The organism is Kitasatospora sp. NPDC059088 (assembly GCF_042738155.1).
Lineage (GTDB): Bacteria > Actinomycetota > Actinomycetes > Streptomycetales > Streptomycetaceae > Kitasatospora.
The window spans coordinates 37,100-56,974 of the sequence record NZ_JBHYGR010000019.1 but is presented as its reverse complement, the minus strand read 5'-3'; the positions used below and the strand labels follow the sequence as shown (position 1 = coordinate 56,974).

Below are 19,875 nucleotides of genomic sequence, written 5' to 3'. Positions count from 1 at the left end.
GCCGCCCGTCGGTTCCGGCCGCCAGGGTCGCGGCCTCCCGCTCCTACCGCGTCGCGCCCGCCCGGCTGTTCTCCGGGGCCCGTGCCGGCGGCCCCCCCCCCCCCCCGCCCCCGGCGGCCGGATTCGCCCGATGGGGGGAACCCGGGGAACCGGGCGCGGGGCCCGCCGTCACGGCTCCTAGGATGGCTCCCGACCGGACCAAGCCGACCGACCGGGAGCAGCGCCGCGATGGACAACTACGACGTCAAGAAGGAACGGCCGGGCCTCTATTCGGCCGGTCGCCGGAAGTTCGAGGTCATCGACGTCCCGCGGATGAGGTTCCTGATGGCGGACGGGCACGGCAACCCGAACACCTCGCCGGAGTACGCGGAGGTGGTCACCGCGCTCTACACCACCTCCTACGCCGTACGCGCCGTCGCCAAGCAGGAGTTGGGGCGCACCCACACCGTCGGGCCGCTGGAGGGCCTGTGGTCCTCCAAGGACCTGGAGGTCTTCCGGACCCGGGAGAAGGACGCCTGGGACTGGACGCTGATGATCGTCCAGCCGGACTGGATCACCCCGGGGATCGTCGACGCGGCGCTGGAGCGGGTGCACCGGACGAAGGACCTCAGCGCCGTGAAGCTGGTGCGGTTCGAGGAGTTCACCGAGGGGCCCAGCGTCCAGGTCCTGCACGTCGGACCGTACGACGAGGAGGGGCCGACGATCGCCCGGATGCACGACGAGTTCGTGCCGGCCCAGGGGCTGACCCTCCGGGGGCGCCACCACGAGATCTACCTCTCCGACGCCCGCCGGGCGCACCCGAGCCGGCTGCGCACCATCCTCCGCCAGCCGGTGGCCCCGGCCGGGGCCACCGCCGCGCAGTGAGCCCTCACGGGCCGCCCATCAGGCTGGAGCGGACGTCGCCGACCCGCGCGGCGAGCCCGCGCAGTTCCTCCGCCGTCAGGGCCAGTCCGAACTCCTCGGTCAGCACGGCCGCGAACTGCCCGTCGTCGAGGTGCTGCCGGCGCTCGGCGGTGCCGTCCGGCCGGACGCGGGAGAAGTCGCGGTTGAGCAGGCGCCGCATCTCGCCGCTGAAACGCTGCATCACGATCAGCTGGCCGGTGAAGGGCGAGTCCGGGTGGGTGGACGTGTAGTAGTTGGCCGCGTCGACGTCGGCGGCCCGCTGCGCCCGGTTCGAGAACGAGTAGAGGGTGCTCCCGGTCGAGGCGTCCGGCGTGTTCCCGGCCGGGGTGCCGGGCACCGCCCGCTCCATCAGCTGCCGGCCCTCCTCGTGGGCGGCGACGGCGAAGGACCAGCCCTCGCCCTGGGTGCTCCAGCCGTCCTCGGTGAGCGGCAGGGGCTCCAGCAGGCCCGCGCCGAAGCCGACGTCGGCCAGCCAGTCGCCGTCCACGCCGGAGGCGAGCAGGGTGAGGTGGGTGCACGGCCAGGGGCGGCCGGGGCGTTCCCGGGGGCGCGCGAGCAGCCGGTCGACCCGGTACCCGAGCCGGTTGAGCACCGCGCCGAACAGCAGCCCGTGCTCGTGGCAGTAGCCGCCGCGGGCGGCGGCCACCAGCTTGCGCTGGATGTCGGCGGTGCTCATCGGGACCTCGCGCCCCAGCACGATGTCGATGTTCTCGAAGGGGATCGACTCGACGTGGGCGCGGTGCAGCCGCCGGAGGGTCTCCCGGTTGGGCTTGGCGTCGCCCAGGTCCGGTCGGCCGATCCGTTTCAGGTAGGCGTCCAGGTCGAGCTGGTCCACGCCCCATTCGTCGGTGGACGAAGTCGCCGTCACTGCTGTCTCCTCCTGCTCGCGTGCTGACGGTGGCGGTCCGCCCCCGGCTCGGGTCCAGGCCGCAGCCGCAGGGGTCGGGGCCTCAGAGGTCCTGCGGCCAGATCGTGAGGAAGTCCGAGATGACGCCCCGGCGCCGGAAGCCCGGGTCGAGCACGGCGCCGGTGAGGTCGGCCCCGCTGAGGTCGGCCCCGTCGAGGTCCGCCCCGACCAGCCGGCTGTTCGCCAGGTCCGCCTGGATGAGGTAGGCCTCGACCAGGTCGGCGTCCTGGAGGTTGGCGCCGCGCAGGTCGGCGGACATCAGGTACGACTCGGTCAGCACCGCGCCGCTGAGGTCGGCGTCCACCAGGTCCGCGCCCCGCAGGTCCGCGCCGTGCAGCCGGGCGGCCCGCAGGTCGGGGCGGAACGGGCCCTCGGCCCGGCGCCGGCGGGCGTACTCGTTCCACCGGTCGGGGCCCTGGGCCAGGATCGTCTCGTCCGCGCTCGGCATGGCTTCCTCCCGCCCTACACGCCGCCGAGCGCGCGCAGCGCCCGCTTTTCCAGGTCCATCGCGGTGCCGACGGTGTCCACCACGGCGTCCACCAGCTGCTGCCGGTCCCCGCCCGGGGTGGCGGCGCCGTCCAGCAGCGCGCGCCCCAGGGTCTGCCAGTGCCGGCCGCTCGCCCGGAAGAGCTCGGCGGGTCCGGTGTAGCGGGCGTCGCCGGAGGCCTCGGCGACGGCGGCCAGGAAGCGCCCGATCATCGGGCGGAAGAGCCCGCCCCCGGTGCCGAAGGTCTCGATCTGGCGGCCCAGGTGCAGCAGTTGGCGGGAGAGCGCGTCGGTGCGCACCACCCGGCCCGCGGCGTCCACGTCGTCGACCTCGCCGAGCTTGGTCCGCGGCCAGGTCGGGGCGGTGGACTGCAGCTGCTTCATCCCGGCCAGGCCCAGGCTCCGGCTGCCGGGCTTGAGGACGTCGCGGCAGAGGTTGCGCACCGCCACCGGTCCGACCAGGCCGAGCTGGGGAGCGCTCCGCCGGGCGCCGAACACGTACGCCTTGCGGTCGGGGTTGAGCGGCGGCGAGTCGCGGCTGGAGCGGGCCGCCTCCAGGTCCGCCGCCGTGACGAGGACGGTGGTGTCGAGCGCCGGGTCGGACACCTCGAACCGGTCGTCGTCGAGGGCGCGGACCACGTTGACGAAGTACCCGCCGAAGGAGGAGCGGCCCTCCAGCCCCCAGTACGGCAGCCGGCCGAGGTCCACCCGCACCATGACGGCCGGGGCCGACTCCAGCAGCTGGGCCAGCCCCTTGCCGGACGCGGGCGCGTGCGCGGCGACCTCGACGCCCATCAGCCGGGCGGCCCGCAGCGGCATGATCGCCTGCTTGCCCACCACGATGTCCGGGGCGCCGCCCCGCGCGGGGAAGAAGGAGAACCCGAAGCCGCCGTCCAGGCCGAACACCACGTCCTCGTCGACCTCGTGGCCGGCGGCCGCCAGGATGTTGCACTGGCACGCCGATTCGCAGTGGATCCCGCGCCGGTGCACGTAACCGCCGGTACTCAAGCCTCCGCCTTCCCGCCGAGGGCCATCAGGGCTCCCCGGGTCTCCTTGTCCAGGCCCTCCAGGGCGTACCGGAAGGTGTCCCGCTTCATGACCGGCCGCCACCGCCGCAGGTAGGCCTCCACCTCGGCCGGGTGGACCTGCGCGGTGACCTTGAGCAGCCACCCGGACCCCTTCTGCACGTACGGGTCCTTGTCGTGCATCAGCCGGGTGCAGTTGTCGAGGACGTGGGCGACCGGCAGTTCGTAGGTGACCTTGCCGACCTTGCGCCGCACGAACTTCACCACCGCCACGTTCGCCGCCCGCCGCGCCCAGGGGGACTCCGATCCGACCCAGCGCGCCGTCCGGGGGAGTCGGTCGAGGTGGCCCAGGAAGTACGGGTAGAGCAGTTTCAGGCACAGGTCGTCGCACTGCGCCCAGTTGGACACGTACCGTTCGAGCCAGCCCTCGCAGCGGTCGAGGAACTCGTCGCCCAGCCCGGTCCGGGCGACCTTGTGCAGCAGCGCGAAGCCGAGCAGCACCTCCTCGTGGTGCTCGGCGCGCGCCAGCACCTCCTCCGCCAACCGGAGCCTGGCGGCCGCGGGGACGTCCCCGTGCTCCCGGAAGAAGTCGCCGGCGAGCGCCACCACCGCGGCGTTGCCGACGCCGAGGGCGCGGATCTCGTGGGGGAAGTAGCGTTGCATCCCCACCGCGAAGTCCGCGTCGCCCCGGGCCGCGAGGGACGCCAGCAGCTCGCCGGCGACCGCTTCCGTGTTCACCTAGACCACTCCCAGGTTGAGCATGACCGGCTTTCCGGTCGTCCGTTTCGGTGCCTTCTCCAACCGGGGCTTGGCGCTCATCACGTAGTCGTACTCGCGCTGCATGTCGGCCACGGTCCGCTTGGAGTGGACCGCGCGGTCCGACAGGCTCTGGCCGCGCAGCCCCCACCACAAGTACCAGTTCCGGTGGCCGAGGTAGGCGTTGCGGACGAAGTCGAGGGTGTCGCGGTCCTCGACGATGGCCGGTTCCACGTAGTACGCGGGGACGAAGGTGCCCTGCCCCTCGGTGAGGATCCCGGCCTTCACCGCCTGCTGCTGCAGCTTGGTGCCGCTCAGGATGCGGATGCCGAGGTTGGCGTAGATCTGGGCCGGGTTCAGGAACCGCTCGGTGAAGCCGATCGACTCCCGCAGCGCGGCCGGGGTCTCGCCCGGGCCGCCGAGGAAGACGCAGTGGGTGTGCTCGATCGGACTGGCGGTGAAGAGCCGGTCCACCTCCAGCACCTTGGCCATGTCGAAGCCCTTCTGGAGGTCCGCCAGCGCCTCGTCGGTCAGCGCGTCGGTGCCCAGGTCGACCCGGATGCAGCCGGCCGCGGCGAGCAGGTCGACGAACTCCGGCGTGACCGCGTTGGGGGTCAGCTGGCAGTACCAGGCGACGTCCAGCTTGGCGCGGATCATCTCCGCGCAGACCTCCGAGGCGTACTCGATCGGGAAGTTGAAGGTCGCGTCCACGATCTCGAACTCACGGACGGCCGGGTTCTCCGCCATCGCCCGCTGGATCTCGCCGACCACCTCGGCGGGCTCCTTGAACCGGTTCCCCTTGCCCTCCGTCTTGCGGATGATGCAGTACGAGCAGTAGAGCTTGCAGCCCCGCTTGGTCTGCAGCGTCTCGATGGCCGGCTGGTGGTCGCGGGTGAGGTCGGAGGCGGCCGAGACCCCCTCCTCGAAGTACCGGGGGTCGTAGACCGAGCGGTCGGGTTCGAGCGCCCCGAGGTCGAACGCGGAGTCCGCCGGGTTCTGCACGAAGTGCCCGTTGCCGTCCAGGTGGCACAGCCCGGATATCTCCTCCAGCTTCCGCCCGCCGCCCTGGAGGTGCTCCATCAGCTGGACGATCCCGGCCTCGCCCTCGCCCGCGATCCCGTAGTCCGGCTGGGCGTACTCGAAGAAGGCCAGCGGTTCGACCGAGAAGCCCGAGCCGCCGAGGACGACCTTGGCCGAGGTGTACTTGCGCACGCACTGGACGATCTTCTCCGTCATCGGGCCGAAGAAGATCGGGTCGACGAAGGTCAGGTTGTCCAGGTTGCGGACGGCGATGCCGACCACGTCGTACCGCTGGGAGGTCAGCCGCTCCCGGACGGCCTTCAACTCCCGGGACTCCCACAGCAGGTCGAGCACGTCGACCTGGTGGCCGGCCCGCTTGAGCGCGGCGCTGATGTACGCCATGCCGATCGGCAGCGCCGGTCTCGGCACCCGGATCTTGTTGGTGGAGATGAGCAGTACCCGCATCGCCGGTCACTCCCCCCCGCCGCTGGCGGGCCGGGCCCGGTCGTCGAGGGCCGCCCAGTAGGTGGACGGCCGGAGGTCGTGCCGCAGGGTGGCCTTCACCCGGTACCGGCGCATCCGCTCCAGGTCCACCCGGACCACGCCGACGCCCTCGCCCTCCTCGATCAGCACCATCCGCTCGTCGCCGTCGACGAAGTCGAAGCGCTCCGCCTCCAGGAAGAGCGGGTCGGCCAGGACCTGGCTGCGCCCCATGTAGCCGAAGCCCGCGTACAGGTTGGTGCCGACCCCGGAGGCGAAGGCGAGCACGCACTCGGTGTCCACCGCGCGGACCGGCAGCCGCAGGTTGGCCACGTAGGCGAACATCTCGGGCACCAGGGCGGAGCAGACCAGGACGTCGACGCCGCGGCGAAGGTACTCGCGGGCGGCCTCCGGGAAGTTGATGTCGTAGCCCTGGAGGAGGCCGATCCGCCCGAAGCCGACGTCGAACACCGGGTACTCCGAACCGCCGGCCAGGTAGCGGCTCTCCAGTTCGTGGCAGTGCACCCGCCGGTAGCGGCCGAGGAGTTCGCCCTGCGGGCCGGTGAGCACGGAGGTGCTGTAGTACTTCCCGTCCCCGCCGCGCTCCAGCAGGCCGGCCACCAGGTGGATGCCGTGCTCCCGGGACAGCTCGCACAGCCGGTCGGTCTCCGGCCCGGGGATCGGCACCGACACGTCCGCGACTTCGAGGATGTTGCCGGAGGTCAGGTAGGCCTCCGGCAGGCAGACGAGGTCCGCGCCCTGCTCGACCGCCTGGGCGACGAAGCGCTCCGCGCGCCGCTGGTTGGCGGCGTTGCGGCCGAGCTTGGACTCCATCTGCACGACGGCGATGGTGACGGCCGCCATCACGGGGCCACCGGGTCGAGCGGCCGGGAGGAGATCACCAGGCCGAGGTCCTCCTCGACCACCTGCCAGCCGTCCAGGCCGGCCTGCCGGAGCAGCTCCGCGACCTCGTCGCGGGTGTAGCCCGACTGGAGCGAGCGCATGAACTGCTCGCCGCCCTCCTTCACGAACTGGAGGATGAAGGTGATGTGCCCCTCCTCCGCGTGCCGGTTGATGTCCTCGATGATCACCACGCCGTCGGGCTTGCAGATCCGGGCGCACTCCCTGAGCGTCTCGACCGGCCGGGACCAGCGGTGCAGCGAGGAGAAGGAGAACACGATGTCCGCCGAGGCGTCCGGGAAGGGCAGCCGGCTCAGCCGGCCCATCTCGAACTCGACGTCGCCGGCCGCGTTCGCCCACACGGCCAGGGTCAGGTTGTCCTCGGCGACCTCGACCAGGTTCTGGATCTCCTCGACCCCGGACACCGCCAGCTCCGGGAGCCGGCCGGCCACGTGCAGCGACAGCAGTCCGGTGTTGAAGCCCACCTCGACGAGGTCGGTCATGCCCTCGCGGACGTTCGCCGTGATCCGGTCCGTCGGCCGCTTGTACGCCATCAGCGCCGACCGGCGCATGCCGAGGTCGTAGGCCCTCGTCCCGTCGAGGTCGGCGTACGGCGCGGTCTGCGGGACCCGCACGCTGAGGTCCAGCAGCGGCGTCTCAGTGGTGCTCACAGGCGTCACCCTTCTGCGGGGAACCGGACACGACGGTCAGCGGGAGCGTTCTCATCTGCGGGTTGATGAAGCCCGTGATGTCCGCCCCGAGGTGCTGCGGGTAGCGCCGGAACTCCGGCGAGTAGAAGGCCTTGGAGATGTTGTCCAGGTAGTACCAGCCCTTCGGGCCGGTGACCTCGATCCCGTCCTCCCGGACGGTGACCAGGCCCTTCCCCGCGAGGTCGGCGATCTCCTCGCGGAACATCTCCAGGAAGTCGACCCCGTGCAGCCGGCGGAACCGCTCCCGGTCGACCCGCCCGGCCTTGACCCCGAGCACCATGGACCGCCGGATCGACTCCGACCTGGTGATGTGCTTGCCCATGGAGATCGGCAGCCGGCCCTCCATGACGGTCTGCACGTAGCGGCCGATGTCGGGCTCGTTGAAGTACCAGTGCTCGCGCAGGTGTCCGGTGGCGGTCGGGCCGAGCGGGATGATCGGCACGTCCTCGCTCCACGAGGTCTCTCCGTACTTCGGCTGGAACCCGGGCTTGGCGAAGCAGTCGCCGTAGTAGCCGAGGAAGCCGGCCGCGGTGAGCTTCTCGGCGGCGAACAGGAACATCTCGTCGACCAGCGCCCGCTCGGGCACCGGCGGGAGCTTGCGGCGCTTGGTGGAGATCTGCGCGAACTCCATGTAGGTGTAGAAGGAGACGCAGGTCACCCCGAGCTCGATGGCGACGTCGAGGCTGTACTCCCAGCTCTCCATCGTCTGCCCGTTGATGCCGTGCATCAGGTCGATGTTGATGTTCTCGTAGCCGCAGTCGCGCAGCAGCCGGATGCTGTTCTTGAGCATCTCCGGGTCGCTGGGCCGGCCCAGGCTCTTCAACTCCTCCTCGACGAAGGTCTGGACGCCGAGGCTGATCCGCCGCACCCCGCGGTCCAGCAGCACCCGCGCCTTGCGCTCGCTGATGTCGATCGGCGTGGTCTCGATCGAGAAGTCCGCGTCGGGGGCGGTGTTGAGGCTGCCGAACAGGTGGCCCAGGAGCTCGTCCAGCTGGGGCGCGGTGAGCGAGGTCGGGGTGCCGCCGCCGATGTACCCCAGGGTGATCACGTGGTCCTGGACGTACGGGCGCTGCGCGTAGAGCGTGATCTCCGCCTTGAGCGCGTCCAGGAAGGTCCGGGTCAGGTCCCGGTCGGTCTGGAACTTGATGTACGGGCAGGAGAAGCACAGCCGGTTGCAGAACGGGATGTGGACGTACACGCCCATCTGCTCCCGGGCGAACACCTCCTCCTCGGTCACCGCGACGTGCTTCGTCGGGTACTGCCGCACCCACTCGTTGTCCCGTTCCGGGTACTCCTTCCAGAACGGCATGCTGGTCGTCGTCGTGGAGATGCTCATGTCTGTGTCCCGTTCCCTTCAACCTGCTCGACGATGGATCGGACGACCTCCGCCAGCGTGGGCGAGCCGTACGACGCGGAGCGGAGCGCCAGCCCGTCGGCGTGGGCGCGGGCGACGAGTTCGCCGAGGGCGTCGGGCCGCGCCCCGCCGGACAGCTCGACCGTCACCCCGCCGTCGACCGGCCGCACCGCCCCGGCCGGGCCGTCCGCGGCCGCCGACTTCGCCGCCCACACCCGCAGTTGCTCGACGTCGGAGTCCGCGAAGGCGTGCAGCGTCAGGCTCGACCGCCCGCCCGACAGGACGACCTCGGCGAGCGAGGCCTCCTTCACCTGCTGCCCCTGGTGGAGCATCACCACCGAGTCCGCCAGGGCGACCAGCTCCTCCCGGTGGTGGCTGGCGAACAGCACCCCGGTGCCCTCCGCCTTGAGGCCCCGGAGCAGGTCCAGGACCGTCTCCTGGGCCGTCGGGTCCAGCCCGGTGGTCGGCTCGTCCAGGATCAGCAGGTCGGGCCGGTGCGCGACGGCGCTGATGATGTGCAGCTTGCGCTGGCTCCCGCCGGAGAGCCGGCGCACGTACTGGTCGACGTACTGCCCCAGCCCGGCCAGGCCGACCAACTCCCGGTAGCGGCCCGGGTCCGCCCGCCGGAGCCGCAACTGGTGCCTGAGGTAGGTCTCCACGGTGACGCCGTCCGGCAGCTCCTTGGCCTGCTGGACGTAGCCGAGGTGCCGGCTGGCCCGCCCCCAACTGCGCGGCGGCGTACCGCAGATGCGCACCTGGCCGGCGGTGGGCTGGAGCAGCCCGGCCAGCAGCCGGATCAGCGTGGTCTTGCCGGCCCCGTTCGTGCCGATCACGGCGACGCCCTCCCCGGCGGCCACCGAGAAGTCCACGCCGCGCAGCGCGAAGGCGGAACTCACCCGGCACTCCAGTCCGGAGACCGCCAGCACCGGCACCCCGGCGTCCGTTCGCGACTCAGCCACGTCCGATCCTCCTGCGGAAGGCGTAGGCGGCCAGCGCGCAGCCCCCGACCGCGTACACCGCGGTCAGTGCCAGCGTCAGGCCCGAGGGTGACGGCCCCTGCCCGAGGGCGGCCCGGAAGACGTCGACGTGCACCGAGAGCGGCAGCCGCTCCATCACCTTCCCGAGCCAGCCCAGGTTGCCGAGCGGGAAGAAGATCCCGGCGAAGTACATCAGCGGGATCACGATGATGTTCACCACCGCCGGGAAGGAGATCTCCGTGGTGTACGTCGCCACCAGGATCCCCAGCGCGGCGAAGGCCAGGCAGCCGGCCAGGAAGTCGAACACCAGCAGCCCCGGCGAGTCGATGCTCGCGTCGAACACCGCGACCCCGAGCACCAGCACCAGCGCGAACTGGAACAGGCACTTCACCACGACGCCGATGAGCCGGGCCAGCAGGAACCCCGAGTAGGACAGCGGGGAGAGGATCAGGTCCTCGATCGTCCGCCGGTTGCGGTCGATGATGATCGTGTAGCCGACGGTGTAGGTGCAGCTGAACATGATGCCGGCCGCGAGGATCCCGGGGAAGACGAAGCCGAAGTAGTTGGCGGCCCCCACCGAGGGGCTCCCCATCTGCTGGGTGGCCGCGCCGAAGGCCAGCACCATGGACACCGAGGTCAGGAAGGTCGACACCGCGAACAGGCGGTTGTCGAAGAACTGCCGCAGGTCGATCACCACCAGCCCGAGGACGTCGGTGAACCAGTTCGGCCGCCGCGGCCGGGCCGCCTGCACCCCCGCCATCAGGACCGCCCCCCGTACCCGGTGGTCCAGGTGGACCGCAGGTCGTCGTGGAACGGCAGCCGCTCGCGGACCTTGCGCTGCGTCCGCAACGGGATGTCCGCCTCGATGACGGCCTCCCTGGCGCCCCGCTCCACCTCGGCCAGCACGTCCGCGTCCGGGGGCTGCGCGGCGTCCTGCACCAGCCCGTTGACGATCATGCTGCGCCCCAGGTACGGCATCATCGCGAAGCGGTTCTCGCCCGCACCGCTGGCCAGCACCAGGGCGCACTCGGCGTCGGCGGCGCGGGCCCGGCAGATCGACCGCACCTGGTGCGAGAACGGCGCGAACAGGGTGGCCACGCAGACGATGACGTCGACCTCCTGGAGCAGGTACTGCCGGCTCGCCTCCGGGAACCGGAGGTCGTAGCCGACCAGCAGCCCGATCCGGCCGACCGGGGTGTCGACGACCTCGCCGGGCGCCCCCGGGGTGATGTGGTCGGCCTCCCCGGCCCACACGCACGGCCGCCGGTACCAGCTCAGCACCTCGCCCGAGGGGCCCACCAGCACGGCCGCGTCGTAGACCTCCCGGCCCTCGGCCAGCAGCACCCCGGCGGCGATGTGGAGGCCCAGGCCGCGCGCCTGGTCCACCAGGAACTCCACCACCGGCCCGTCGGCCGGCGTGGCGTCCCGGCGCAGTGTCGGGAAGTTCAGGCCGGTCGCGAAGTTCGCCGGCAGGCAGGCGAGTTCGGCCTTGCGCTGGGCCGCGGTGGACAGAAGTCCGGCGGCGCACTTGAGGTTCTCGTCCGGCTCGCCGGGGGTGATCCGCATCTGGAGCGCGGCGACCCGGGTGTTGCGCGTGCGCAGGAAGCTCACGGGTACGCCACCTCCGCCGCCACATCCCGCCGGGCCCGTTCGAGCACGGGCAGGAACGCGTCCACCATCTCCGTCGTCACGTGCCGGGCGACCACCAGCCGCAGGGTCTCCACGAAGCGGGTCGAGGTCGAGGCGATCCACCCGAGCTCTTCGAGCCGCTCCGAGATCCGCGCGGCGTGCGGCATCCGCACCACCACGATGTTGAGCTGCGGTTCGACGAACAGCTCGTGGCCGGCCTCCCGGAGCCGGGCCACCAGGTGGTCGGTCACCTCGTAGTTGTGCCGGGTGACCGCCAGGAAGCCCGAGCGGCCCAGGTGTTCCAGCACGGCGTAGGTGGCGACGGCCGCGCTGCCGGGCCTGGTCCCCAGCAGGGTGTGGTGGGTCGGGGTGTCCTTGAAGAAGGAGTCGAAGGCGAACCGCTGCGCGCCTTCGGGCTCCCGGAACAGGATCACCCCCGCCGGGACGGGCGCCAGCCCGTACTTGTGGGGGTCGATGGTGATCGAGTCCACGCCGTCCACCGAGAAGTCGAACCGGGGCAGCTCCCGGCCGAGTTCGCGGGCGAAGGGGATGATGAACCCCCCGGTGGCCGCGTCCACGTGCAGGTGCGGCCCCAGGCCGGCCAGCCGGGACGCGATCGCCTCGACGTCGTCGACCACCCCGAACTCGCTGCTGCCCGCGGTCGCCACCACGGCGACGGTGTGCTCGGTGACCTGCCGCAGCACCTCCTCGGCGGGCAGCCGCAGCGAGTCGTCGACGGGCACCACGACCGGCGTCAGGCCCAGGATCGCGAAGATCTTGGCGAAGGAGAAGTGCACCGTGCTGCTGACGATCACCTCCGGCCGGTCGGTGAGCCGCCCGTCCGCCCGGGCGGACTCGCGGGCGGCGGCCATCGAGAGCAGGTTGGCCTCCGTCCCGCCCGACACCAGCGTCCCCGAACCGGTGGGCCCCCCGAGGAACGACAGCAGGATCCGTACCACCTCCCGCTCGATCCGCTTCGTCCCGCGGAAGATCCGGACGTCCCCGAGGTTGGTGCGGGCGGCGGCGGCCGCCATCTCCACGGCCAGGGGGTGGGGTTCGGTACAGATCGAGTTCAGCACCCGGTTCCAGGGGACGTCGTCCTCCAGCTCCGCTGCGATCCGGCGCCTCACCTCGGAGGCCGACAGGCCGACGTGCTCCACGTCAGCTCACCCGCTCACGGTGGTCCGCGCCGGTGCCCGGGGCGGGGCCGTCCGTCAGCGCCGCGTACAGCTGCGGGCGGCGGGCCCAGAGCCCGAACCAGAGCGTCTGCTGGAAGCGGAGGTCGGGCTCGCGCAGGTAGCGGATGTGCTCGACCTCGCACCCGGCCTCCAGCAGGCACTCCTCGGCCCCCGCCCGGGCCAGGAACCGCTCGGGCATCGCGATCGCGCTGGAGCCGGCCGAGCGGGCGCCCAGCGCGCTCGCGAAGGCGACCGCCACGGTGTTGAGGGTGGCGATGCCCCAGACCGCCGCCGCCTGGGCGGCCCGGTTGCGGCCGTCCAGCGAACCGGCCACCAGGAGCAGCTCCGCGCCGTTCAGGCACTGGATCCGCGGCGGCTCCACGAGCCAGAAGTCCGGCCCCAGCAGCACCCCGACCCGGCCGGACTCGGTGTCCACGACCGGGAAGTCGTCGCCGGTGCCGGTGCTGCCGTCGGCGAGGACCGCCCGCCGCAGCTCGACCCCGACCCCGCCGTCTGGGTGGACCCGCCCGGGCCCCCGCGCCCCGCCCCCGCCCGCCGCGGGCGCGCCGCCCCGCGCCCCGCCCCCCAGCCGGGCCACCTGCTCCAGGCCGCCGCCGGCCGCGGGCTCCGCCCACGAGCCGGTGAGCACGTGGGCGCGGCGGGTCCGGGCCAGCTCCGCCAGGCGTTCGAGGGCCTGGTCCCGCAGCCGGGAGGGGAGTGCGCGGACGCCGTCACCGACGGCGAAGGCGTTCTCCGGGAGCACGACGAACGACGCCTCCGGCGTCACCCGGCGCTCCAGGTCGGCGAGCACGGCCTCGACCGTCGCCGCCTCGTCCGCCCGGCGCGCGTGTTGCGCGACGATGATGGTCACGAACCAGTCCTCTCGCCCGAATCCGTCGGACCGGCGCCCCGGTCCCGGCCGTCCGCCCCGCCGGTCGGGGCGATGGCCGTCCGCAGTTCGGCGGCCAGGTCCCGCCGGGCGCCCACGTAGTCGCCCAGCAGCGCCCCGTACGCCTGCGGCCGCCGCATCCCGATCCAGCGCCGGCCGTCGCCGGGCGGGGAGCCCGCGTCGCCGGGGTCGGCGCCGTCCGGGTCGAGGTCGACCACCAGCACCTCCGGCTCGTCCGTCCCGGCCTGGGCGATGACGCCCTCCGGCCCGGTGACCAGGCTGGTGCCGGCGAAGCGGACCTCCACCAGGCGGTCGCCGCGCTTGCCCCGGACCACGCCCACCGAGCTGGCGTAGACGATGTTCACGTCGTTGAGGTAGGCCGCCGAGCTCAGCGCGTTCACCATCAGCGACTGGTTCTGCAGCAGCGTCCCGCCCGGCACGAAGATCGTCCGCGCGCCCGCCACGGCGAGCAGCCGGATGACCTCCGGGATCCAGAAGTCCGAGCAGACGGCCACCCCGACCAGCCCGAACTCGGTGGTCATCACGCCCAGCGACTCGGCCTGGCGGCAGACGACCATCTCGTTGCCGAACGCGTGCGCCTTGATCGCGCTGTCCGCGACGACGCCCTGCCGGTCGATGAACAGCGAGGTGTTCCGGTACATGCCGTCCCGGAGGTCCTCGACGATCGAGCCCAGCAGCACGTTGGTGCGCAGCCCGCGGGCGAGCTCCCGGAAGCCGTCCACGATCCGGCCGGGGATCGGGGTGTCGGTGCGCCCCCTCAGGTGGTCCTGCCCCGGCATGTACCACGGGGGGCCGAGGAAGAACTCCGGGAAGCAGACGACGTCGACGTCACCGCCGGCGCAGACCTCCTCGACCGCCCGGAACGCGTTCTGCAGACCTTCCGCGGGATCCTCGACCCAGAGGGTCTGTACCACCGCTACCTTCATGTGCGTCGCCTCCTCAAGGGCGCCATCGGTACCTCGGGCTCGCGCCGGTCCCACCACCGGAGGCGGGTCATGACGTCACGGCCTCCCAGTCCTTCGCCTCGACGATCCGGACGTCGACGTCGATGCCGAGGCCGCGACGGACCTCGGCCTCCACCGCCTGCCGCAGCACCTCGTCGGCGGCGGCCGCGGCGCCGTCCGGAACCGCGCAGGTCACCGTGAAGCCGCCGGGCCGGAGCTCGGCCGCGAAGTACGGGGCGAACTCGGGGAAGCCGAAGACGATCCGCTCCACGTCGACCGCCGAGACCGGGCCGGACGCCGAGCCGACCAGTTCGGCCACCCGGCCGAGCGGGGCGAGCACCGGGCTCCGGGCGCCGCAACCGCAGCCGCCGTCGGCCGGGCCCAGTTCCACGAACTGCCCGGTCGGTTCCGCCGCGCCGTTCGCGCCGTTCGCGCCGTTCGGGGCGTCCGGGGTGTCGGGGGTGTCGGGGGTGTCCGCCGTCCCGAAGGCCAGCAGCAGCTCACCGCGGAACGCCGCCGGGCCGTCGGCTCCGGGGGTCCGGACCGCCGCCCGCAGCCGGTGGTCGCACAGGTGCAGCGCGCCGGCCGCACAGGGGACGGCGACCGTGGGCGTCGAGGCGGTCCCGTAGAGCTCGGACGCGTCGGCGCCCCACAGGGCCGCCACCCGCTCGCGGCGCTCGGCCGAGCTGGCCTCGCCGGTGGTGACGACCAGGCGGACCGCGGAGTCCGCCGGCCGCTGCCCGCGCGCGACGGCCAGCGCGGCCAGCCTGGCCGCCACGGTCGCCGAGCAGACCAGCACCGTCGCCCCGTACTGCCCCATCAGGTCGAGGACCCGCGGCAGCGGGCAGATGGTGTCGCTCGTGCCGACCCCGATCACGGCCGCGCCGACCAGCTCGATCGCGCGCTCGACCTCGGCGCCGACGAAGGACAGCTCGTACGGGACGGCGACGATGACCACGTCGTCCTCGGTCAGCAGGCCGTCGAGGCAGCGGGCCAGGTCGATCTGGTTGCGGACCCACTCGTCCCGGGTCAGGAAGGCCGGGTGGGTGTGCCCGGCGGCGTCGGACCACTCGCCGTAGCGGGCGCGGGCCGAACCGCGCCAGGTGTCGGCCCCGGCGCGCGGGCCGGGTCGGTGCGCTCCGCCGTCGCCCGGCCCGAGCAGGCCGAGGAAGTGCTCGTAGATCCCGGAAGCGGTCGTCGCCACGGTCACACCCCCGTGCCCTGGTCGTCCGGCGTCCGCCACCCGTAGTCCTGGAGCGCGCCGCCGGGCCGGTCCGTGCGCAGCAGCGGCGCGCACCCGGCCGCGGGGTTGACGTCGACGCCGAGGCACTTGGCCAGCACGAGGTCGTGGTCGCCCATCCGGTAGGTGCCCTCCAGCCGGCATTCGAGGACGGCGTAGGCGCCCGCGAGGTGCGGGCTGCCGCTGGACGTCGGGGCCCACGGCAGCGCGGTGAAGCGGAGGTCCGGCCTGGTCCGGGAGAACCTGGTGCCCAGCTCGCGCTGGTCGTCGGCGAGCACGTTGAGGCAGAACGGCCGCCCGTCCGCGAGCGCGGACCAGCTCGAACTCCCGGACGCCACCACGAAGCCGAGCAGGGCGAGTTCGCCGGAGACGACGGTCAGCGAGCCGATCGCGAGTCCGTACGGGGTCGGGCCGTCCTGCCCGGGGTGGTGGCGGGTGCCGGCGACCACCGCGACGGACCGCGGCAGCAGCTCGGCGAGGGCGGCGAGGTCCCGGGGGCCGCCGGGCTCCACCGGGACGGGCGCGGTCGGCTCGGAACGCCCGCGCAGGTGGCGGCCGGTGACGCTGTCCGGGTGTTCGGCGAGCGCCTCCGGGGGCCCGCAGTGGATGACCTGCCCGCCCTCGGCGCCGGAGCCCGGTCCGAGGTCGACCACCCAGTCGGAGATCGCCAGCACGCGCAGGTTGTGCTCGATCGCGATGACGGTGTTGCCGGTGGAGATGAGCCGGTCGAACAGGGCCAGCAGGTGCCGGATGTCCGCGGGGTGCAGGCCGCGGGTCGGTTCGTCGAAGATGAAGAGGGTGCCGCTGCGGCGCTGCTTGAGCAGCTCGCCGGCGAGGTTCAGCCGCTGGGCCTCGCCGCCGGAGAGCACGGTCGTCGCGCACCCCAGCTGGAGGTAGCCGAGCCCGAACTCGGCGAGGACGGTGAGGGCCCGGACGATCTTGGCGTGGGCCTGGGGGTCGAACCAGCCGACGGCGTCCTCGACGGTCATGGCGAGGACGTCGTGGATGGTGGCGCCGTTGAGCCGGACGGCGAGGACGTGCTCCTGGAACTTCCGGCCGTCGCACTCGGGGCAGACCACGGACTCGCTCTTGAAGAGGGTCAGGTCGATCTCGGCGAGCCCCAGGCCCTTGCAGGCCTCGCACCGGCCGCCGGCCACGTTGGTGCTGAACTCCGCCCGTCCGAGGCCGAGTTCGACCGCGTCCGGGCTGGCGGCGAAGGCGTCCCGGAGGTGGTCGCCGATGCCGATGTAGGTGGCGAGGGTGCTCCGGCTGGAGCGTCCGATGGCCCGCTGCTCGACGTGGATGACGTCGGTCAGGGCGCCGGCCCCGGTGACCACGGCGCCGTCCGCGCCCCGGGCGACGGCCCGGGCGACGCTGTCGTGCAGGCCCGCGACCAGCGAGCTCTTCCCAGCGCCGGACACCCCGGAGACGCAGGTCAGCGCGGTGAGCGGCAGTCGGACGGCCTGGTTGCGGACGTTGTTGCGGGAGATGTCGCGCACCTCCAGCCACGGGGTGCCGGCGGTGTCGACCCGGCGCCGGGTGGGCGGGTCCGACAGCAGCGCGGCGGCCGTCGGCGAGCCCTCGGTGCGGAGCACCTCCGTGAAGGGGCCCTCGACCACGACCTGCCCGCCCCGGGAACCGGCGCCCGGGCCGAGTTCGACGATCCAGTCCGCGGCCCGGATCACCGATTCGTCGTGCTCGATGACGATGACGGTGTTCCCGAGGTCCCGCAGCCGGCGCAGCGAGGCGATGATCCGGCCGGTCTCGCTCTCGTGCAGTCCGGCGGTCGGCTCGTCCAGGACGTACATGACGCCGGTGAGGTCGCTGGCGAGGTGCTGGGCGAGCAGCAGCCGCTGGAGCTCGCCGCCGGAGAGGGTGGGCACCGGCCGCCGCAGCTGGAGGTGGCCCAGGCCGACCTCCTCGATGTTCTCGCTCTGCCGGATGATCGACGCGGCGAGTTCGCGGACCTGCGGGGGCAGGGCGCCGGAGGCCAGCGCCTCGCGCAACCGGACGACGGAGTCGCCGAGTTCGTCGCTCTGGAAGGCGTGGAAGGTGTGGCCGGCCACGGTCGCCCGGAGCGACTCGGGCCGCAGCCGCCCGCCGCCGCAGTCGGGACAGGTCTCCTTCGCCAGGTAGTTGGAGAAGGCGCCCCGCCGGGCCGCGGTCGAGGCGTTCTTGTAGGCGCGCTCGGCGAAGCCGAGGATGCCCTCGAAGCGGACGTCGTTGGTGACCTTGCGGATCTTGATGGTGTAGACGGTGTCCGAGCCGTGCAGCACCCGCTCGACCTGCTCCGGCTTGAGCTCGGCGAAGGGCGTGTCGAGGTCCAGGCCGATGTCCGCGGCCATCGTCTCGAAGGCCTTGCGCACATTGGGGATCGCGAAGGTCCCCGGGTCGGCGCCGTCCCAGATCTCGGTGAGCGTCTTCGAGGGGTCGGGGACGATCCGCTCCAGCGAGAACCCGATCAGCTCGCCGACCCCGTCGCAGCGCAGGCACTTTCCTTCGCGCCGGTTGGCGCTGAAGTGCTTCGCGGAGTGCGGTTCGGCGAAGCAGCCGCAGGTCCCGCAGCGCAGGTCCGGGCCGGTCGGGCCGAAGCAGACCGGGCAGACGGGCCTGGAGCCGGCGCCGAACAGCAGCCGGTACAGCCCGTCCAGGCCGGTCAGCGTCCCGACCGTCGAGCGCGGGTTGGAGTGGCCGCCGTCGCGCTGGCGCAGCGCCACCGGCGGCTGGGTCCCGGCGATCCGGTCGAACTGGTAGTCACCGTCCCCCAGGTCCAGGGACTTGCTCGACAGGGCGCCCAGGTAGAGCGACTTCGAGTGCTCGAAGAGGGTGTCCATGATGAGCGAGGACTTGCCCGACCCCGAGACGCCGGCGGCGACGATGAGCTTCCCCTTGGGGAGGCGGACGTCGACCGACTTGAGGTTGTGGGTCGTGACGCCCTCAAGGACGATGCTGTCAGGACTCACTGCCGCCCCCGTTCGATCAGGTCGCGGACCTGGCCCTCGCAGGCCGCGAGGTCCGGGTAGGTGGAGTGGAGCACCGCGCGGACCCGGGCCGGGTCGCCGCGGTTCCAGGACTCGTAGAGCTCCTGGCGGGTGCCGAAGCGGTCGATGACCAGGTCGGCGGCGAGCCGGAAGATCCGGGACTTCTCGTCCGGGCCGATGTCCCGCCCGCCCATGTACGTGTCCAGCGCGCCGCGCAGTTCGGGGGCCGCCAGATCGCCCTCGAAGGGCTGCATGATCAGTCCCGAGGCGCCGATCTGCCGCACGATCGCCGACGCCCGGGTGGAGAAGTCCCCCGCGACGGCGTCGAGCGCGGCCGTGGAGCCGGGGGCGAGCAGGCCGGAGGAGGTGACCGCGCTCTCGGCGTCCACGGCGGCCAGTCCCAGTCGCACCAGCTCGACGTAGGAGGTCAACTCGCCCAGCATGGCGCCCACTTCGCGGAAGCGGTCGACGCCGATCGAGCGCGCCAGCAGCGAGGCGGTGCCGAGCAGGGTCCGCAGCCGCTGGTGGAACCGCAGTTGGCCGGTGTAGAGCGACCACCGGTTGAGCTCGTGGAACCCGCGGGCCGCCACACCGGCGTCGTCGAGCAGGAACACCCGCGACCGGGGGACGAACACGTCGTCGAACACCAGCATGGCGTCCTGCTCGTCCAGCCGGGCGGCGAGGCCGCCGGAGCCCTCGGCGTACGACCTGCGACACAGGATCCGCAGCCCCGGGGTGGCCAGCGGGATGCCGAACCAGCAGACGTAACTCGGGTCCTCACGCAGGTAGTTGGCGGGGGAGAGGTAGATCAGTACCTCGTGGGCGTACGGGGCCAGGGTGGCGATCTGCTTGGCGCCGCGCACCACGATGCCGTCCGCGTCGCGCTTGACCACCCGCAGCCCGATCTCCGGGCGCTCCCTCGGGGTCGACGAGCGGTCGATCTGCGGGTCCCCCAGGCCGTGGGTGAGCGCGATGTCGTTCTCCCGGCACCAGTGGTAGTAGCGCTCGGCATTACGGCCGAACTCCGGGTCCACCTGGGCGAGTTGGGAACGGAAGTGGTAGAGGCCCACCACCACGTTCGCCATGAAGTCCGGCAGCCGGGACAACTGCCCGTGGGAGGCCTCGGCCCACCGGCGCGAGTTGCGCCACTTCCGGTCGAGCTCCTCCCGGGTCCTCGGCGCCAGGTAGGACAGGCTGACCGGCCGCCCCGAGAGGTCCGACCGCCAGAGCATCTCCGCGGAGTGCTCCGGCGCGTGCTGGAGGTCGTACAGCGCGGCGAGCGAGTCCAGCATCGGCCGGAACCTCGGATCCCCGACCACGTCGACCCGCCGGCCGTCGGACCAGACCTCGCGACCGTCGTCGATGCTGCGGATGAAGTCCTGCCCCCGCCAGGCCCCGCCGGGGGACCCGGGCAGGAGCTCGACCCCTGGGGTGGACGCGGCCCCGTCGGCTGCCGCGGACTGAGTAGTCGTCAC

At 72.7% G+C, this 19,875-nt stretch carries 18 protein-coding genes; 1 reads left to right on the top strand and 17 read right to left on the bottom strand.

All coding sequences use genetic code 11. From position 1 onward, the window contains the following. Positions 1 to 228: 228 nt before the first annotated feature. Positions 229 to 864, top strand: coding sequence for a GyrI-like domain-containing protein (locus ACFWXO_RS11470; protein ID WP_380523337.1), 636 nt, complete (start codon positions 229 to 231; stop codon positions 862 to 864). A gap of 4 nt (positions 865 to 868) precedes the next feature. Here the strand turns inward: ACFWXO_RS11470 and ACFWXO_RS11465 are convergent, their stop codons facing one another. From ACFWXO_RS11465 to ACFWXO_RS11385, 17 genes are all read right to left on the bottom strand, one after another. Continuing rightward, positions 869 to 1,771, bottom strand: a complete 903-nt coding sequence (locus ACFWXO_RS11465) for an arylamine N-acetyltransferase (protein WP_380523335.1) — start codon at positions 1,769 to 1,771, stop codon at positions 869 to 871. 82 nt (positions 1,772 to 1,853) lie between these two features. Beyond that, positions 1,854 to 2,258, bottom strand: coding sequence for a pentapeptide repeat-containing protein (locus ACFWXO_RS11460; RefSeq protein WP_380398443.1), 405 nt, complete (start codon positions 2,256 to 2,258; stop codon positions 1,854 to 1,856). 14 nt (positions 2,259 to 2,272) lie between these two features. Further along, on the bottom strand, positions 2,273 to 3,304 hold the full coding sequence (locus ACFWXO_RS11455) for a DUF4872 domain-containing protein (protein ID WP_380523333.1): 1,032 nt from the start codon (positions 3,302 to 3,304) through the stop codon (positions 2,273 to 2,275). Then, complete coding sequence (locus tag ACFWXO_RS11450) at positions 3,301 to 4,059, bottom strand: DNA alkylation repair protein (RefSeq protein WP_380523332.1); 759 nt, start codon at positions 4,057 to 4,059, stop codon at positions 3,301 to 3,303. Before ACFWXO_RS11450 ends, ACFWXO_RS11455 begins: the two co-directional genes overlap by 4 nt. Further along, positions 4,060 to 5,562, bottom strand: a complete 1,503-nt coding sequence (locus tag ACFWXO_RS11445; protein ID WP_380523331.1) for a B12-binding domain-containing radical SAM protein — start codon at positions 5,560 to 5,562, stop codon at positions 4,060 to 4,062. Positions 5,563 to 5,568: 6 nt separating this feature from the next. Beyond that, positions 5,569 to 6,441 carry a carbon-nitrogen hydrolase family protein gene (locus tag ACFWXO_RS11440; RefSeq protein WP_380398453.1) on the bottom strand — a complete coding sequence of 291 codons (873 nt, stop codon included), beginning with the start codon at positions 6,439 to 6,441 and terminating at the stop codon, positions 5,569 to 5,571. Further along, positions 6,441 to 7,148: a class I SAM-dependent methyltransferase gene (locus ACFWXO_RS11435; protein ID WP_380523330.1), complete on the bottom strand. Its 708-nt coding sequence runs from the start codon at positions 7,146 to 7,148 to the stop codon at positions 6,441 to 6,443. The genes ACFWXO_RS11440 and ACFWXO_RS11435 overlap by 1 nt, the downstream gene beginning before the upstream one ends. Further along, a complete protein-coding gene (locus ACFWXO_RS11430; protein ID WP_380523329.1) occupies positions 7,135 to 8,523 on the bottom strand; it encodes a coproporphyrinogen-III oxidase family protein in 1,389 nt (462 codons plus the stop codon). Before ACFWXO_RS11430 ends, ACFWXO_RS11435 begins: the two co-directional genes overlap by 14 nt. Continuing rightward, complete coding sequence (locus ACFWXO_RS11425; protein WP_380523328.1) at positions 8,520 to 9,500, bottom strand: ABC transporter ATP-binding protein; 981 nt, start codon at positions 9,498 to 9,500, stop codon at positions 8,520 to 8,522. The genes ACFWXO_RS11430 and ACFWXO_RS11425 overlap by 4 nt, the downstream gene beginning before the upstream one ends. Then, positions 9,493 to 10,278 carry an ABC transporter permease gene (locus ACFWXO_RS11420; RefSeq protein WP_380523327.1) on the bottom strand — a complete coding sequence of 262 codons (786 nt, stop codon included), beginning with the start codon at positions 10,276 to 10,278 and terminating at the stop codon, positions 9,493 to 9,495. The genes ACFWXO_RS11425 and ACFWXO_RS11420 overlap by 8 nt, the downstream gene beginning before the upstream one ends. Continuing rightward, positions 10,278 to 11,129, bottom strand: a complete 852-nt coding sequence (locus ACFWXO_RS11415; RefSeq protein ID WP_380523326.1) for a carbon-nitrogen hydrolase family protein — start codon at positions 11,127 to 11,129, stop codon at positions 10,278 to 10,280. The genes ACFWXO_RS11420 and ACFWXO_RS11415 overlap by 1 nt, the downstream gene beginning before the upstream one ends. Further along, positions 11,126 to 12,307, bottom strand: coding sequence for a tyrosine decarboxylase MfnA (mfnA, locus tag ACFWXO_RS11410; protein ID WP_380523325.1), 1,182 nt, complete (start codon positions 12,305 to 12,307; stop codon positions 11,126 to 11,128). Before mfnA ends, ACFWXO_RS11415 begins: the two co-directional genes overlap by 4 nt. 1 nt (position 12,308) lies before the next feature. Beyond that, positions 12,309 to 13,196, bottom strand: coding sequence for a carbon-nitrogen hydrolase family protein (locus tag ACFWXO_RS11405; protein WP_380523324.1), 888 nt, complete (start codon positions 13,194 to 13,196; stop codon positions 12,309 to 12,311). Beyond that, positions 13,193 to 14,161 carry a carbon-nitrogen hydrolase family protein gene (locus ACFWXO_RS11400; RefSeq protein ID WP_380523323.1) on the bottom strand — a complete coding sequence of 323 codons (969 nt, stop codon included), beginning with the start codon at positions 14,159 to 14,161 and terminating at the stop codon, positions 13,193 to 13,195. Before ACFWXO_RS11400 ends, ACFWXO_RS11405 begins: the two co-directional genes overlap by 4 nt. 67 nt (positions 14,162 to 14,228) lie before the next feature. Continuing rightward, the gene (locus ACFWXO_RS11395; RefSeq protein ID WP_380523322.1) at positions 14,229 to 15,383 is read right to left on the bottom strand and encodes a hypothetical protein; all 1,155 of its coding nucleotides are present in this window, start codon (positions 15,381 to 15,383) and stop codon (positions 14,229 to 14,231) included. A 2-nt stretch (positions 15,384 to 15,385) separates the two neighbouring features. Next, the gene (locus ACFWXO_RS11390) at positions 15,386 to 18,382 is read right to left on the bottom strand and encodes a flavin reductase (RefSeq protein WP_380523321.1); all 2,997 of its coding nucleotides are present in this window, start codon (positions 18,380 to 18,382) and stop codon (positions 15,386 to 15,388) included. Continuing rightward, entirely contained in the window at positions 18,379 to 19,875 is a 1,497-nt protein-coding gene (locus ACFWXO_RS11385) for a 4-hydroxyphenylacetate 3-hydroxylase N-terminal domain-containing protein (protein WP_380523320.1), read from the bottom strand. Before ACFWXO_RS11385 ends, ACFWXO_RS11390 begins: the two co-directional genes overlap by 4 nt.

Excerpts from the sequence above, each read along its gene's own strand:
- ACFWXO_RS11470 (WP_380523337.1), top strand. The coding sequence starts at position 229 with ATGGACAACTACGACGTCAAGAAGGAACGGCCGGGCCTCTATTCGGCC.
- ACFWXO_RS11460 (WP_380398443.1), bottom strand. The coding sequence starts at position 2,258 with ATGCCGAGCGCGGACGAGACGATCCTGGCCCAGGGCCCCGACCGGTGG.
- ACFWXO_RS11445 (WP_380523331.1), bottom strand. The coding sequence starts at position 5,562 with ATGCGGGTACTGCTCATCTCCACCAACAAGATCCGGGTGCCGAGACCG.
- ACFWXO_RS11440 (WP_380398453.1), bottom strand. The coding sequence starts at position 6,441 with ATGGCGGCCGTCACCATCGCCGTCGTGCAGATGGAGTCCAAGCTCGGC.
- ACFWXO_RS11430 (WP_380523329.1), bottom strand. The coding sequence starts at position 8,523 with ATGAGCATCTCCACGACGACGACCAGCATGCCGTTCTGGAAGGAGTAC.
- ACFWXO_RS11420 (WP_380523327.1), bottom strand. The coding sequence starts at position 10,278 with ATGGCGGGGGTGCAGGCGGCCCGGCCGCGGCGGCCGAACTGGTTCACC.
- ACFWXO_RS11400 (WP_380523323.1), bottom strand. The coding sequence starts at position 14,161 with ATGAAGGTAGCGGTGGTACAGACCCTCTGGGTCGAGGATCCCGCGGAA.